Source organism: Nonlabens sp. Asnod3-H03 (assembly GCF_045063665.1).
Classification (GTDB): Bacteria; Bacteroidota; Bacteroidia; order Flavobacteriales; family Flavobacteriaceae; genus Nonlabens; species Nonlabens ulvanivorans.
Genome location: NZ_JBEFOD010000008.1, coordinates 523,544 through 539,177 on the forward strand (window position 1 = coordinate 523,544; position 15,634 = coordinate 539,177).

Genomic DNA, 15,634 nt, shown 5'->3' on the forward strand with positions numbered 1-15,634 from the left:
AAATAAAAGAGCCTCTAAAATAGGAAAGCTCCTTAAAAAATTGGGCAAGGAATTAGATTATATTTGCAGCAGTATTTAACGGACTATGAAGAACATACGCAATTTTTGTATCATCGCACACATTGACCACGGTAAAAGCACACTGGCAGACAGACTGTTAGATGCTACCCATACGGTTACAAAACGTGAATCGCAAGCACAATTACTAGACAATATGGATTTAGAACGTGAGCGCGGTATAACGATAAAATCGCATGCGATTCAAATGGATTATACTGCACCTGATGGTGAGCAATACATTCTTAACCTGATAGATACACCAGGTCACGTAGATTTCTCTTATGAGGTTTCACGATCAATTGCAGCTTGTGAAGGTGCTCTTTTAATTGTTGATGCTGCGCAAAGTATTCAAGCACAAACAATCTCTAACCTTTATCTAGCACTAGAAAATGATTTAGAAATCATACCTGTACTTAATAAAGTAGATTTACCTAGTGCAAACGTAGAAGAGGTAACAGATGATATCGTTGATTTATTAGGATGTGATCCTAGTGAAGTAATACCTGCTAGTGCAAAAACAGGTCTAGGGATTCAAGATATTCTAGACGCAATTATAGAACGTGTTCCTGCACCTACTGGTAATGTTGATGAGCCGTTACAGGCTTTAGTTTTTGACTCACAATACAACCAGTTCCGTGGTGTAGAGACTATTTTTAGGGTTATTAATGGAACTATAAAAAAAGGACAACACATCAAATTTGTCGCTACTGGCGAGAGTTATTATGCTGATGAAATAGGTACTTTGAAATTGAATCAAGTTCCTAAAAAAGAAATAAAAGCGGGTGATGTAGGTTACTTAATTACCGGTATTAAAGAGGCTAAAGAAGTAAAGGTAGGTGATACTATAACAGATCATTCAAACCCTACTACAAATCCGATTGAAGGTTTTGAAGACGTTAAGCCTATGGTTTTTGCCGGTATTTATCCAGTAGATACTGAAGACTATGAAGACTTACGTTCTAGTATGGAAAAACTACAGTTAAACGACGCATCTTTGGTGTTTGCAGCAGAAAGTAGTGCTGCACTTGGTTTCGGATTCCGTTGTGGGTTTTTAGGTATGTTACACTTAGAAATCATTCAAGAACGTCTAGAACGAGAGTTCAATATGACTGTTATCACAACTGTGCCTAACGTTTCTTATTATGCTTATACTAATAAAGAACCTGATGCTCGCATCATCGTTAATAACCCAAGTGATTTACCAGAACCTTCTACTTTAAATAGAGTTGAAGAACCATATATTAAAGCAACAATTATTACAAAATCAGATTTTGTAGGTAATGTGATGTCTTTATGTATTGAAAAACGTGGTATAGTTACTAATCAAACATACTTAACTACAGAGCGTGTTGAACTTACCTTTGACATGCCACTGGCCGAGATTGTTTTTGACTTTTATGATCGTTTAAAAACCGTTTCTAAAGGTTATGCATCATTTGACTATGCGCCTATAGGAATGCGTGTTTCTAAACTTGTAAGATTAGATGTTTTATTAAATGCACAACCTGTAGATGCTTTAAGTGCCTTAATACATGCTGACAACGCTTATACCATAGGTAAAAAGATGGTAGAAAAGCTGCGTGAACTCATCCCTAGACAACAATTTGATATACCTGTTCAAGCTGCTGTAGGAGCAAAAATTATTGCTCGTGAAACTATTAAAGCCCTACGTAAAGACGTAACGGCAAAATGTTATGGTGGTGATATCTCTCGTAAACGTAAGCTTCTAGAGAAACAAAAGAAAGGTAAAAAACGTATGCGCCAGGTAGGTAATGTAGAGATACCTCAACAGGCATTTATGGCAGTGTTGAAATTGAATGATTAATTGAAAGTGGTATAAAAAACCGCTATTTATATAAAATCTAAAAAAGGGACAGAATTAATTTTCTGTCCCTTTTTGCTGTTTGAAGAATTCTTAGAACTTACTTATAAATGATTTCCTACATATTGAGTGTTGTAATGTATATTCGCGCTCAAATTAAAAAAATCTATGAAAAAATTATTATCCCTATTCATCGTCTTAAGCGTTTTATTTTCATGTAGCAGTGAAGAAGATTCGCCTACAGATAGTGGACTAACTAACCTACAGATTTCAGTGCAAAGTAAATCGACTACCAGTGTCACCTTGAGCACCACATCTGAAGGTGATCCTAATTTTACTACTGTAATTAGTTATGCCTTATCAGGTACTGGGAACTTTCAACAAACGTCATCTAACACCATTAGCGGATTAGAAAAAGGAACTAAATATGATATGTTCTTTACACGTACGAGAAATGGACAAGACTATACTAGTCCTACCTTATCCGTAACAACACTAGGTTTTACACATACACCAGGGAACCCTTTATTTTCTCGAGATACTGAAGTAAATCATCTTTACCAAGTGATTTATGAGGGCAATACAGAGTTTGGTGATTTTGCTCAACCTTTAAGTGGTTATATCATCATAGAAAATGATAGTGTACCATTATTAAATGTAACTGCTACATCAACTCAAATCGACTTTGAGGTTGGGAAAAACGTAAGAACTATACTTCCTACCACTGCAGATAATTATCAATACAATTACCCATTTGAAATAGGTCTGTTTACTAATGAGGCATATACTAGAATCACAACAGATACACAGACTAATACACTTACACAACCTAGAAGTGTCTTTAGTATTGATAATCACGTACCATATATTGAATCTGGTGTTCTTACTGGATCTATATGCTCAAATTCTGGTGAAAGAGGAATCATACAACCTAGAGGTCGTTTCTGGTTACGTGATCAAGGAACCTCAACAAATAGCGACTACAATAATCAAGATAACTACAATGTAAAAATAACTAACATAGTAGACCCTACTATTTCAAGAACATATCTAGCTAGCGATATCTTCCCAATAAATACTTTAACCGGTGATTGTACGATTGAAGGAATGGCTTTAGTAGCTTCGGCAGTTAATGGTAGAAGAGGATTCCATGATGCTAATGTGTTAACCTTAAACTTAAACCGTAATTTCTTTATAGATGGAGATTATACCATCCAGTTTATTGTTGAAGATGATAATACATCATATTTTTCAAATGAATTTATGGTAACTCTAGACTAATTTTTAAGTCTAATTTTTATTAAAAAAAGGGACAGAATATTAATTCTGTCCCTTTTATATTATAATAATGTTTTCCTTTATTCCATGACCACATCACCACTCGCTTGCACTACAATTTTTTTACCTAGATAAACCAGCTTACTATCTTCTTCTACTTCCATATCTAGTGATGTAGATGGTATAATATCTATCTCATTTTTCTTTCTTATAAATAAAGGAATGATGTTTTCATCAGTTTTTGTGATTTCAATCAATCCTTCATAGTGCTCTTGTGATTTAATGGTGATTTCATGTATCTCTCCATAATAACGTGCTACTTCCATCATGTTTACATAATCATCGGTAGATGAAAACAGACCTCTAGTAGGATTTTCATCAGGATTGCTCACTTCAGTAGAGTGAACTAATCGGTATGCGCCATTTTCTCCAAAACGTGCTGTAAAACGCTCTAGTGCATAATCATTAATCTGCGAGTTACCTGTTAGCGCCATTAGAAAACCTATGTTATTAAATTCAATATCATCGGTTATGGCATCACTATAAATATCTGCAGCTACAGCGTCCAATCCTTTTTCTTTTGCAATACGCACATTATTAGTATTAGTATCTACTAGTACAACACTGCGTCCATGTACTTTTAAATAACTAGCTATTAATCTAGAGAACTTTGAAGCTCCTACGATCATAATACCATCAGATTGCTTCAAGAACACACCTACAATTTTTGCAAACAATCTGGCAGTTGTTGCATTTAATAATACGGTACCTAATACAATCATAAATACGAGCGGTGTGATATACTCTGCTCCTTCAACACCTTGTGTAACCAGTTTAGAACCAAATAGTGACGCAATACCTGCCGCTACAATACCGCGAGGCCCAACCCATGATATAAATAGCTTCTCATTAATTTTTAAACCACTATTTATCGAACTAGCAAATACACCTAATGGACGTATGATAAAGGATACTATTGCAAACAATACTGCCGTTTCCCATCTGTAGATAAGGTACAAATCTTCCATATTAATATTTGCTGCAAGAAGTATAAACAGAATCGATATCAATAAAACACTCAACGACTCTTTAAAATAAAGTAGTTCTTTAAGGTTAGGTAAATTAATATTACCCATAACCATACCCATAACAACTACAGCTAATAAACCAGACTCGTGTGCAAAAGAATCACTAAGAACAAACACTCCTAGAACAGCCGCAAGTGTAAATACATTTAATAGATAATGAGGTATCAACTTCTTCTTAATAGAAAATGCCAATGCATGTGCAAATGAGAATCCAAAAGAGAATCCAAACAACACAATCTTACCAAATTCCTCAAGCGCTACTAATGTAAACTCTCCACCAGCATTTGCGCTTATAAATTCAAATACCAGTACCGCAAATAAAGCACCTATAGGATCAATTAAAATCCCTTCCCATTTTAATATAGAACTCACATCCTTTTTAAGCGGTATGTTCCTTAAAATAGGTGTGATTACAGTAGGTCCAGTAACAATAATTAATGCTGAGAATAATAACGCAATTTCCCAACTAAGGCCAAAAATATAGTGCGCCGCAACACCGGCACCAGCAAATGTAATGATCACCGCAACCGATATTAATTTACCTATCACCGGTCCTGTATTAAGAATCTCTTCTTTCTTTAAAGTAAGTCCACCTTCAAAAAGTATGATACTAATCGCTAGCGATACAAAATAAAAAAGACTCTCGCCGGGAAATAGGCCTTGCTGTCCATTCCATATAGGTTCAATTAATTTAGATGCATCTTCTGTATATAAAGATGCAATAGGACCTACTAATAAACCTATAATTATTAAAGGTAGAATGGCTGGTATTTTAAATCGCCACGCCATCCATTGTGCAAGTATTCCTAGTATTATAATTCCAGCTAGTTCTAGCATATTCTCTATTTTGGCTGAAAATTACGACCTTTTATTAAATGATGACGTGATTTACGCTTTCGCGAAAGCGTATTTATATAACATAGAGTGATAAAAATTAAAAAATGTGCATCCTTTATAATTCATCCCGTTTATTTCAATTTAATATTATAAAAGTAGTTTAACGCAATTTCAAGACTTTTGATGTAACAAAATTTTAAATTGCACTACCTATAAAAGAGATTCATTTTATGAAAATACATTCTATAGAAGCTGGTAATTTTAAATTGGATGGTGGCGCCATGTTTGGTGTCGTCCCTAAGTCTTTATGGCAACGTACTAATCCAGCAGATTCTAATAATATGATCGATATGGCAGCACGTTGTTTGCTGGTAGAAAATGGTGATCGATTAACCTTGATAGACACCGGAATGGGAAATAAACAATCAGAGAAATTCTTTGGTTATTATTTTATGGATCATATCTATGACTTAGACAGCTCTCTTAAGAAAGCTAGTTTTTCTCGAGATGATATTACAGACGTCTTTTTAACTCACTTACACTTTGACCACTGTGGTGGTGTGATAGAGAAAAAAAAGAATGATTTTTATGAACCTGCGTTTGCAAATGCAAAATTTTGGACTAATGAAGAGCATTGGAAATGGGCTGTAGAACCTAATGCGAGAGAAAAAGCATCTTTCCTTACAGAAAACATTAAGCCTATAGAAGAAAGTGGCCAGTTAAATTTTATCAAACAAAACAGCTCTTTTGCAACACAAAACGAAATGGATTTTGATATCCTTTTTGTTGATGGTCATACAGAAAAGATGATGATACCACACATCACTATAGGTGATAAAACCTTAGTTTACATGGCAGACCTTTTGCCTACTGCAGGACACATACCTATACCTTATGTAATGGGCTATGATACCAGACCATTACTTACTCTCGATGAGAAAGCAAAATTTCTTAATGAAGCTGCCACAAAAGGTTATTACCTCATCCTAGAACACGACCCTAATAATGAAATAATTACCGTGAAACACACCGAAAAAGGTGTGCGTCTCGATAAATCCCTTACTTTTAACGACTTATTTAATTAAAAATCATGAATTACTCCTTTATTAAGAAAACAATGTTAACCGTAGCGGCAGCAGGTATGCTAGCTGGTTGTGGTAGTGGATTTACGATCGTATCTCCACCTATTGAAAACATAGACTCAACACCTATTAAAACGACTGCAATGTCTGATGTTGAGGCAAAAAACTGGAAGGATCTAGACCTACAGACAGACACCATTCCTGGAATGAGTGTTAATAAGGCTTATACTGAAATCCTTAAAGGTCGCATGGGAACTACTACTGTGGTTGCAGTAATAGATTCAGGTATTGACATCGAGCATGAAGATCTAGATGGTGTAATCTGGACTAATGAAGATGAAATCCCAGGAAATGGTATCGATGATGATAAAAATGGATACATCGATGATGTACATGGATGGAACTTCTTAGGGAACATCGTTGATGAGAATCTAGAGTATGAGCGTATTGTAAGAGATAAAGCTATGTTACCAGCAGATATCGTAGCAAAAGCTCAAAAAGAGTATGATGCAAAACTAGCGCAAGCGACACAAAGCAAAGAACGTTTTGAAGGTATCCTACAGCAAATCGTTGAAGCTGATAAAGTTGTGAGTGCACACTTAGGCAAGTCAGACTATACACCAGCAGAGGTTGCTGCAATCAGTTCTGAAGATGAAACGGTAAACAACGCAAAAGGAACATTGAGTTTCTTCTTTGGTCAAGGTCTTGAGTCTGTTGCACAGGCAAAAGAGGTCCTAGGTGATTACATTACAGATGCTACGAACCTATTAAATGGCGAAAAGTTAAAATCCAACTATCGTGAAGATGCGATGCCAGGTAATAATCCTTATTCTTATACTCCTGGAGAAATTTGGGGAGACAACCAGTACAGCGGTCCAGACCCAGAAAAAGCAGATGCATTTCACGGTACACACGTTGCAGGAATAATCGCTTCAGAGCGTGATAACGGTCTAGGTGTAAATGGTGTTGCAAATAATGTAAAAATTATGGTACTAAGAGCCGTAAGCATGGGCGACGAGTATGATAAAGATATCGCAGCAGCAATACGCTATGCAGCAGATAACGGTGCTAAGGTTATCAATGGTAGTTTTGGTAAATACCATTCTTCAAACCCAGAATTTGTTTGGGATGCTATTAAATATGCTGAAAGTAAAGATGTACTTTTTGTAAACGCAGCTGGTAATGAAGGAACAGATACAGATTTTACTCAAGTATATCCACAAGATCAAGAACTTGCAGGACCAGAGATCTCTGATAATTTCCTTACAGTAGGTGCTCTTGCTTCATCTTACGGTGCAGACATGCCAGCAAGTTTCTCTAACTATGGTAAAGCAACAGTAGACGTTTTTGGTCCTGGGGCACAGATTTATTCTACAGCACCATTAAATGAATATCGCAATGCAAGTGGAACATCTATGGCTTCTCCAGCAGTTGCTGGTGTTGCAGCGGTAATACGTTCACAGTTCCCTAAACTTTCTGCTAGTCAGGTAAAACACATCATTATGGACAGTGGTTTAACAACTATGGCACGTGTAAATGTTGGTGGTGGAGCAGATACTAAGCCATTCCAAGAAATTACTACTTCAGGTAAAATGGCAAACCTTTACAACGCCTTGATTATGGCGTCTAAAATGTAAGCCGTATTTAAATAATATTGTTAAGCCTGTCCTAATATGGACGGGCTTTTCTTTTTACGCTTTCGCGAAAGCGGTATATTTATAACCTAATTACTCAACAACAATCAAATGAAAAAAATCATTTTACTACTCACCACCGCAGTTATACTTGCAAGTTGTGGATCTTCAAAAGATGTTGTAGCTAACCAAAGCACCAATGCAAACGGTTACTGGCAGCAAGCTGTAGACTATAAGATGGATGTAGATATGGATGTGGACCGTTATCAATATACGGGAAAACAGACCTTAGTTTACACAAATAATTCTCCAGAGACTTTAGACAGAGTTTATTATCATTTATTCTTCAATGCTTTTCAACCAGGTAGTGAAATGGATGTAAGATCTCGCACCATTGCAGATCCTGATAGACGTGTTGGATCTAGAATTGCTGCATTAGAACCTAATGAAATAGGTTATCTACATGTTTCAAACATGACACAAGATGGTACAGCTCTTCAACCACAAGAAGAAGGAACTGTTTTAGTTGTAAAACTAGCCAAAGCTCTAGCGCCAGGACAGTCTACTACTTTAAAACTAGATTTTAACGGTCAGGTTCCTGTTCAAGTACGTAGAAGTGGTCGCAATAACAAAGAAGGCGTTGCACTATCCATGACACAATGGTTTCCTAAAATGGCAGAATTCGACGCTACCGGATGGAACACAAGTCCATACATAGGACGCGAGTTTCATGGTGTATGGGGAAATTTTGACGTGAAATTGACACTTGATAAAGATTATACTGTAGGTGGAACTGGATATTTACAAAACCCAAAAGACATAGGTCACGGTTATGATAAAGCAAACTCTGGTCCTGCAAAAGGTAAAGACGGTAAATTAACTTGGCATTTTAACGCACCTATGGTACATGATTTTGCATGGGGCGCAGATCCAGATTTTATCCATGATGTATATAATGGTGCAAATGGTGTAAAACTTCACTTTTTATACAAGGATAATGATGCGATTAAAGAAAACTGGAAAAAACTACAGCCTAAGACTAATGAAATGTTGAAATACTTCAACGAGCACATCGGTGAGTATCCTTATAAGCAATATAGTGTGATACAAGGTGGTGATGGTGGTATGGAATATGCCATGTGTACTTTAATCACAGGAGAACGCAGCTATGGTAGTTTAATGGGCGTTACTGCTCATGAGTTTGCACACTCGTGGTTCAATCACATTCTTGCTACTAATGAGGCAAAACATGAATGGATGGATGAAGGTTTTACCACCTTTATTTCTAATAAAGCTATGGCTTACATTAATGGAGAAGATGAAGGTACTGCAAATAGTGGTTCTTATAGAGGTTATCTAGGTCTAGCAAATTCTGGTAAAGAACAACCTCAAACCACACATGCTGATCGTTATGAGTATAATGGTGCATATGGTGCTAGTGCTTATAATAAAGGTGCTACTTTTTTAGCACAATTAGGCTACATTATTGGTGATGAAAAACGTGATGAAGTAATTAAAGAATATTATAACACATGGAAATTCAAGCATCCAGAACCTAATGATTTTAAACGTGTTGCTGAGCGCATAAGTGGTTTTGACCTAGAATGGTATTTAAGAGACTGGACTATGACTACAAACGTGATCGATTATTCTATTGAGAACTTAAGCAGTCTAGACGGCATGAGCGTGGTATCATTAAAGCGTAATGGTTTAATGCCTATGCCACTAGATATTAAAGTAACCATGAATGATGGAAGCGAGAAATGGTTTTACATACCGTTAGAAGAAATGCGTGGTGAGAAAGCCGTACCCAATAACTGGACTGTTTTAAATGATTGGGCTTGGGCTTACCCAACCTATGAGCTAGAATTAGACGGTGTGGATATGCGTTCTATAAAATCTGTTGAAATTGATCCTATGAATAACATGGCAGATGTGGATAAAGAAAATAACAACTGGTCTTTACAAGAGTAAGTTATCAGCCATTAGATTTTGAAAAAGCAGCTGTTTAATTACAGCTGCTTTTTTGTTGTCTTAAATTCAATCATAGCATTCTCTTAAAAACATATCTTTGCATCATGCGTTTCACCCTAGGAAAAGAGACTAAGCTTAAAAGTAAAAAATCTATAGAGTTACTTTTTACAGAAGGTTCTTCTATACGTAAAGGACCTATACGTTGTGTTTATAATCTCATAAACATGGATCAACCTCATAAAATAGGTGTCAGCGTTTCAAAACGATTTTTTAAAAAAGCACCAGATCGCAATCGTATTAAAAGGTTGTTGAGAGAAGCTTATCGTTTAAATCAACATGACTTAATAACTCCTAAAGGAAAAAGTATTGAAATGATGTTTCTTTTTCAATCTCCTAAAATGCCTGAATTTGAAACCGTTCAACAATTGATTAAAAAGCTAATCATCGAGTTAAACAAGCAACATCAACAATTAGAAGATTAATTGGCATTTTAATTGTATTCTATTATAAATAGCTACTAAACGGCAAGAAAATGAGTCATCTACCGTTTTTATCCTATATTTATTGCAACGCGTATAGAACCGTTAAAAACTATGAAAGGTACCATTAATATTAAAAGACAGATTTTACTTCCTATTCTAGGAGCGTCTATTTTCTTTACGACAGCTAGTTTTCAAAATGACTTTTTTGAAATCGCAAAGCAGATTGAGATTTTCACAGAAATGTATAAACAGCTAAATATGAACTATGTAGATGAGACTAATCCAGCAGACTTAATGGATAACGCCATAGAAGGAATGCTGTCAGAATTGGATCCTTATACTAAATACTGGACAGAACAAGAAGTTGAGAAGTCTATCATTAATAGACGTGGCGCTTACACAGGTATAGGTGCTGTAGTAAGCACTAGAGATGATAAAGTGATTATAGTAGAACCATGGAAAGACCATCCTGCTGATGTTGCAGGACTTAAAGCAGGTGACGAGATTATAGAAATAGATGGCATCAAGCTAGCGGACTATAAAGAAAATGCCGGTGATTTATTGAAAGGTAGTGCAGATACAGAAATATCCATCGTTTATAAACGACAGGGAAAAGAGAAATCAGCAAAAGTTAAAAGACAGGCAGTTGAGGTAAATGCCGTTCCTTTTTATGAAATGGCAACCCCAGAAATAGGATATGTGGTATTATCTAAATTTAATGAGAAAGCTTCTCGAGAAACTAAGGCTGCAATTGTAGCGTTAAAAGAAAAAGGAGCTACTAAAATAATACTTGATTTAAGAGGCAATCCTGGTGGTTTATTAAGTGAAGCGGTTGCTGTTTCTAATCTTTTTATAGAGAAAGACAAACTGATAACCAGTACTCAATCTGTTGTTGAACAGTATAATAAAACATACCTTACAAAACGTCCTGCGTATGATCCAGACATACCTGTGGCTGTACTTATTAATGGACGCAGTGCCAGTGCCAGTGAAATAGTAAGTGGTAGTATACAAGATTATGACCGTGGTGTGGTAATAGGTGCTCGTAGTTTTGGTAAAGGACTAGTACAACGTCCTAAACCACTATCCTATGGTACACAAGTAAAAATAACCATCTCAAGATATTATACACCTAGTGGCCGTTGTATACAAGCATTAGATTACTGGAATCGCGATGAAGATGGAAATGCCGTGCGCACTAAAAAAGAAGATTATAACGCCTTTAAAACTGTAAATAGCGGTCGTACCGTTTATGATGGCGGTGGTGTACAACCAGATATTGAATTAGCAAGCGCAGCTTACTCACCTATAACGACAGCCTTACTTAGAGATAACGCCATCTTTGACTATGCTACAGAGTATTATTATAATCATCAGGTAGCAGATATGGATAGTTTTAGATTCACGGATACCGATTTTAATGACTTTGTTAATTGGGTTGAGAGAAAAGGATTTGATTTTAATACTGAAACAGAGTCTGCATTTGCAAAAGCATTTAAAACTGCCGAGAAAGAAGAACTAGATGATGATATTAACTCTAGCTATAAGGCTATGCAAGAAGCGATTAATAATGCTAAGAAAAAGGATATGAAAGATAAAAAGGCTGAAATCATGAGCCTTTTAACTGATGAAATCGTTAAAAGATATTTCTATCGTGACGGTTTATATAACTATCAATTAAAATTCAATCCAGAAATTTTAGAAGCTGTAAATGTTCTAGAAGATCAAAACAAATACAACAGAATTTTAAAATAAGAATGAAGCGATTACTATACATATGTGCTTTCCTTACTGCTTTTTGTGCTAGTTCACAAATCACAGTCACACATTCTGTATATTTTGATGTGGATAAAGATCAGTTCTCTTTTAGTGAAGGAAAACAACTCACGTCATTCTTTGATGATCTTATTTATAAACCCATTCTTACCGTAAAAATATTAGGGTATTGTGATGATAGAGGTAGTTATGAGTATAATTTAGACTTATCTAATAGACGAGTAGAAACTGTCTCTAAGTGGTTAGAAAACCACGATATAGAACTAGAGAACATCTCTAAAAAAGTAGAAGGATTAGGAGAAGTAGCTCTTGAAGAAGAATTAGATCAAGAAGAAACTGAAGAAATAAGAGCTCAAAACCGTCGTGTAGATGTCGAATTCTCTTTAAGCGCAGATAAAACCAAACGAGTTGCCATTAAAAAATTGCGCAAACAAGAACTTACCATAGAAGAGGTAAAAGAGATACCTATCTATGAAAAGAAAGTCGTCGCTGCTATCTTAGAGAACCCGAGTAGTACAGAAGTAATTAAAACCAGTAATACAACTGAGCCAGAAGTATCTGTAGAAGTCGTCGAAGAAGATGAATTCTTAGATATCCCTACTAAACTCGATCCACCTATTGATAATACTAAAGAACCATTTAAGTCTCTTTTAAGTAAAAAACTTAAAAAGGGTCAGGTCATTAGATTAGAGAATATTCTATTCTATAAAGGTCGTTCTACGATTTTAGAAGAATCACAGCCACTACTCGATCGTGTTGCAGAAATTTTAATCGCTAGAGAAGATATTCATTTTGAAATACACGGACATGTATGCTGTATCAATCCTGCCTATCCAGACGCATATAATAGAGATACTAAAAAATCAAATCTATCCCATGCTAGAGCACTAGCTATATATAAAATATTGCGCAGTCGTGGTGTAAAACACACACGTATGAGGTTTAAGGGATATGGAAGGACTAGACCATTAGGTGGTATTGATAAACTAGACCGTAGAGTCGAACTTTACATCACTAAAATAGATCCTCCTAAAAATTAAAAGCAATTATTCTTTTTTATTTAATCACTTCATCGTAATATTGCGATGAATATGGGGACAACTAAAACTGAAATATTTACAGAGCAACAAAATCAAATGGCTCAAATGGCAAAAGCATTGGGTCATCCTGCACGCATAGCCATTGTACAATACTTATTAAAACAAGATACTTGTATATGTGGTGATCTAGTTTTAGAAATAGGACTAGCACAACCTACTATATCTCAACACTTAAAAGCACTTAAAACTGCAGGACTTATTAAAGGAAATATAGAAGGCACTAGTACTTGTTATTGTTTAGATTATGAGAAATGGGACGTCATGAAAAGCTTACTATCTCCTTTATTAAATCTTGAAACTGATAACAACACAAATTGTTGCTAAAAAAATTTGAATTTATTAATCGTAATATTACAATAAAAGAAATACTATGAAACTATCCGCATTTAAAAATCAGCTATCACAATTAGAACAAATCGCATTTAAATTACCAGATGGTAGTCTGGTACCATCACACTTTCATGTAACTGAGGTAGGTAAAGTTGTAAAACACTTTATAGATTGTGGTGGTACAGAACGTCTAGAAACTGTAGTTAATTTTCAACTATGGGAAGCAAACGATTATGATCATCGATTACATCCAGAAAAATTAGTTTCTATTATAGAGCTATCTCAGGATAAATTAGGCCTACCAGATGTAGAAATAGAAGTAGAATATCAAGCGGGAACAATTGGTAAATTTGGTATCGATTACAATGGTGAACACTTTCTACTTACCAATAAATTGACCGATTGTCTTGCCAAAGATTCCTGCGGTATACCACCAGAACAATTAAAAAAACCTAAAGTTCAACTTTCTGAAGCCCAAAATACATGTGCGCCAGGATCTGGTTGTTGTTAACTTAAAATATAAAATGATGTTTTCTACTTTAGAACAAACCATTACAGACTTAAATATTGATGGAATTACGCTTTCGCGAAAGCGTATCCTAGACCAACTTAAAGATTATATTCAAAGTCAAATTGACAATGAACAAAAGGTTAATCTTAACTTTATTTGCACTCATAATTCCCGACGTAGTCACCTCTCACAATCATGGGCACAGGCTATAGGAAGTTTTTATGGTATCAATAATTTACAATGTTATTCTGGTGGTACAGAAGCTACAGCGTTATTTCCAGAAGTTACTGAAGCTTTAAAAGATGCAGGTTTTCAAGTTGAAAAACTATCACAAGATGAAAATCCTGTTTACAGCATCAGATATGATGAGACCGATCATCCTATTATTGGATTTTCAAAGAAATTCAATGCAGCATTTAATGTACAGCAGCAATTTGCAGCCATTATGACTTGCTCGAGTGCAGATCAAGGTTGTCCACTAATATTAGGTGCTTCAGCTAGAATACCTATAACTTATGAAGATCCTAAAATCGCTGATGGTACTGACCGACAAGCAGCTGCGTATAAAGAACGTAGTCTTCAAATAGCTAGTGAATTAAAATACGTATTTTCAGAAATTAAGTTATGAGCACTAAAAAACTAAGCTTTCTCAATCAATACTTAACCCTATGGATATTTCTAGCCATGGCAATAGGTGTAGGGTTAGGTTATTATATACCTAGTATAGCTACTTCTATTAACAACATGAGTAGTGGAACGACTAATATTCCCATTGCAATAGGATTAATTTTAATGATGTATCCACCGCTAGCAAAAGCAGACTATAAACTCTTACCAGTCGTTTTTAAAAACACTAAGATATTAAGTATCTCACTTTTATTAAATTGGGTAATAGGTCCCGTATTGATGTTTGCACTTGCATTAATATTTCTTCAGAATCATCCAGAATATATGGTGGGACTTATTTTAATAGGTCTAGCACGCTGTATAGCCATGGTACTAGTATGGAATGATCTAGCAGATGGTTCTCCTGAATATGGAGCTGGATTAGTCGCTTTAAACAGCGTTTTTCAAGTTTTTGCATACTCATTCTATGCATGGTTGTTTATAACCGTATTGCCGCCTTATTTCGGCTTTGACGGTGCAATTGTAGATATATCAATTGCGACCATTGCAGAAAGTGTTGCTATCTATCTAGGAATTCCATTTTTAATGGGAATTTTAAGTCGTTACTTTCTTGTGAAAGCTCGTGGTAAAGAATGGTATGAAAACGTATTTATTCCGGCTATTTCACCTATTACTTTAGTGGCATTATTGCTTACTATTATTTTAATGTTCTCATTAAAAGGTGAGTTAATTGTTGAAATTCCGTTTGATGTGTTATTGATTGCGGTTCCTTTAATGATTTATTTCATAGTCATGTTCTTGATAGGATTTTTTATCAGTAAATATCGTGGTGCGTCCTACAGTGAAAACGCAGCAATTGCTTTTACTGCAGCTGGAAATAATTTTGAACTGGCGATTGCAGTTGCTATTGCGGTTTTTGGACTTAATTCTGGTCAGGCGTTTACAGGTGTGATCGGACCACTGGTAGAAGTTCCCGCATTGATATTACTGGTACGTGTGGCATTTTGGTTGAAGAAGAAGTATTATTAGATGA

General features: G+C 35.5%; 13 protein-coding genes. 12 read left to right on the forward strand and 1 reads right to left on the reverse strand.

Features of this window, described 5'->3' with window-relative positions; all coding sequences use genetic code 11:
• Positions 1-85 precede the first annotated feature (85 nt).
• Both lepA and ACJJVI_RS05630 read left to right on the forward strand, forming a co-directional pair.
• The gene (lepA, locus tag ACJJVI_RS05625; RefSeq protein ID WP_006796409.1) at positions 86-1,885 is read left to right on the forward strand and encodes a translation elongation factor 4; all 1,800 of its coding nucleotides are present in this window, start codon (positions 86-88) and stop codon (positions 1,883-1,885) included.
• 165 nt (positions 1,886-2,050) lie between these two features.
• Positions 2,051-3,163, forward strand: coding sequence for a hypothetical protein (locus tag ACJJVI_RS05630; RefSeq protein WP_405350922.1), 1,113 nt, complete (start codon positions 2,051-2,053; stop codon positions 3,161-3,163).
• Positions 3,164-3,240: 77 nt separating this feature from the next.
• On the opposite strand, the gene ACJJVI_RS05635 is transcribed toward ACJJVI_RS05630, so the two are convergent.
• Positions 3,241-5,085 carry a sodium:proton antiporter gene (locus ACJJVI_RS05635; RefSeq protein WP_036583325.1) on the reverse strand — a complete coding sequence of 615 codons (1,845 nt, stop codon included), beginning with the start codon at positions 5,083-5,085 and terminating at the stop codon, positions 3,241-3,243.
• A gap of 230 nt (positions 5,086-5,315) precedes the next feature.
• On the opposite strand from ACJJVI_RS05635, the gene ACJJVI_RS05640 reads away from it, so the two are divergent.
• From ACJJVI_RS05640 to arsB, 10 genes are all read left to right on the forward strand, one after another.
• A complete protein-coding gene (locus ACJJVI_RS05640; protein WP_405350924.1) occupies positions 5,316-6,170 on the forward strand; it encodes an MBL fold metallo-hydrolase in 855 nt (284 codons plus the stop codon).
• A gap of 5 nt (positions 6,171-6,175) precedes the next feature.
• On the forward strand, positions 6,176-7,804 hold the full coding sequence (locus ACJJVI_RS05645; protein WP_405350926.1) for a S8 family peptidase: 1,629 nt from the start codon (positions 6,176-6,178) through the stop codon (positions 7,802-7,804).
• Positions 7,805-7,912: 108 nt separating this feature from the next.
• Positions 7,913-9,775, forward strand: a complete 1,863-nt coding sequence (locus tag ACJJVI_RS05650) for a M1 family metallopeptidase (RefSeq protein WP_405350928.1) — start codon at positions 7,913-7,915, stop codon at positions 9,773-9,775.
• A gap of 104 nt (positions 9,776-9,879) precedes the next feature.
• A complete protein-coding gene (rnpA, locus tag ACJJVI_RS05655) occupies positions 9,880-10,257 on the forward strand; it encodes a ribonuclease P protein component (RefSeq protein WP_405350930.1) in 378 nt (125 codons plus the stop codon).
• 111 nt (positions 10,258-10,368) lie between these two features.
• Entirely contained in the window at positions 10,369-12,012 is a 1,644-nt protein-coding gene (locus tag ACJJVI_RS05660; RefSeq protein WP_405350932.1) for a S41 family peptidase, read from the forward strand.
• 2 nt (positions 12,013-12,014) lie between these two features.
• Positions 12,015-13,073 (forward strand): OmpA family protein, encoded by a 1,059-nt coding sequence (locus ACJJVI_RS05665; protein WP_405350934.1) that lies wholly within the window; start codon positions 12,015-12,017, stop codon positions 13,071-13,073.
• A gap of 51 nt (positions 13,074-13,124) precedes the next feature.
• On the forward strand, positions 13,125-13,457 hold the full coding sequence (locus tag ACJJVI_RS05670) for a helix-turn-helix transcriptional regulator (RefSeq protein WP_036583313.1): 333 nt from the start codon (positions 13,125-13,127) through the stop codon (positions 13,455-13,457).
• A gap of 46 nt (positions 13,458-13,503) precedes the next feature.
• The gene (locus ACJJVI_RS05675; protein WP_036583311.1) at positions 13,504-13,974 is read left to right on the forward strand and encodes a DUF6428 family protein; all 471 of its coding nucleotides are present in this window, start codon (positions 13,504-13,506) and stop codon (positions 13,972-13,974) included.
• Positions 13,975-13,990: 16 nt separating this feature from the next.
• Positions 13,991-14,602: a low molecular weight phosphatase family protein gene (locus ACJJVI_RS05680; protein WP_405350937.1), complete on the forward strand. Its 612-nt coding sequence runs from the start codon at positions 13,991-13,993 to the stop codon at positions 14,600-14,602.
• A complete protein-coding gene (arsB, locus tag ACJJVI_RS05685) occupies positions 14,599-15,630 on the forward strand; it encodes an ACR3 family arsenite efflux transporter (RefSeq protein WP_397302318.1) in 1,032 nt (343 codons plus the stop codon). The genes ACJJVI_RS05680 and arsB overlap by 4 nt, the downstream gene beginning before the upstream one ends.
• Positions 15,631-15,634 lie beyond the last annotated feature (4 nt).

Coding starts and splice junctions, on each gene's coding strand:
- lepA (WP_006796409.1), top strand. CDS start 86: ATGAAGAACATACGCAATTTTTGTATCATCGCACACATTGACCACGGT.
- ACJJVI_RS05630 (WP_405350922.1), top strand. CDS start 2,051: ATGAAAAAATTATTATCCCTATTCATCGTCTTAAGCGTTTTATTTTCA.
- ACJJVI_RS05635 (WP_036583325.1), bottom strand. CDS start 5,085: ATGCTAGAACTAGCTGGAATTATAATACTAGGAATACTTGCACAATGG.
- ACJJVI_RS05640 (WP_405350924.1), top strand. CDS start 5,316: ATGAAAATACATTCTATAGAAGCTGGTAATTTTAAATTGGATGGTGGC.
- ACJJVI_RS05645 (WP_405350926.1), top strand. CDS start 6,176: ATGAATTACTCCTTTATTAAGAAAACAATGTTAACCGTAGCGGCAGCA.
- ACJJVI_RS05650 (WP_405350928.1), top strand. CDS start 7,913: ATGAAAAAAATCATTTTACTACTCACCACCGCAGTTATACTTGCAAGT.
- rnpA (WP_405350930.1), top strand. CDS start 9,880: ATGCGTTTCACCCTAGGAAAAGAGACTAAGCTTAAAAGTAAAAAATCT.
- ACJJVI_RS05660 (WP_405350932.1), top strand. CDS start 10,369: ATGAAAGGTACCATTAATATTAAAAGACAGATTTTACTTCCTATTCTA.
- ACJJVI_RS05665 (WP_405350934.1), top strand. CDS start 12,015: ATGAAGCGATTACTATACATATGTGCTTTCCTTACTGCTTTTTGTGCT.
- ACJJVI_RS05670 (WP_036583313.1), top strand. CDS start 13,125: ATGGGGACAACTAAAACTGAAATATTTACAGAGCAACAAAATCAAATG.
- ACJJVI_RS05675 (WP_036583311.1), top strand. CDS start 13,504: ATGAAACTATCCGCATTTAAAAATCAGCTATCACAATTAGAACAAATC.
- ACJJVI_RS05680 (WP_405350937.1), top strand. CDS start 13,991: ATGTTTTCTACTTTAGAACAAACCATTACAGACTTAAATATTGATGGA.
- arsB (WP_397302318.1), top strand. CDS start 14,599: ATGAGCACTAAAAAACTAAGCTTTCTCAATCAATACTTAACCCTATGG.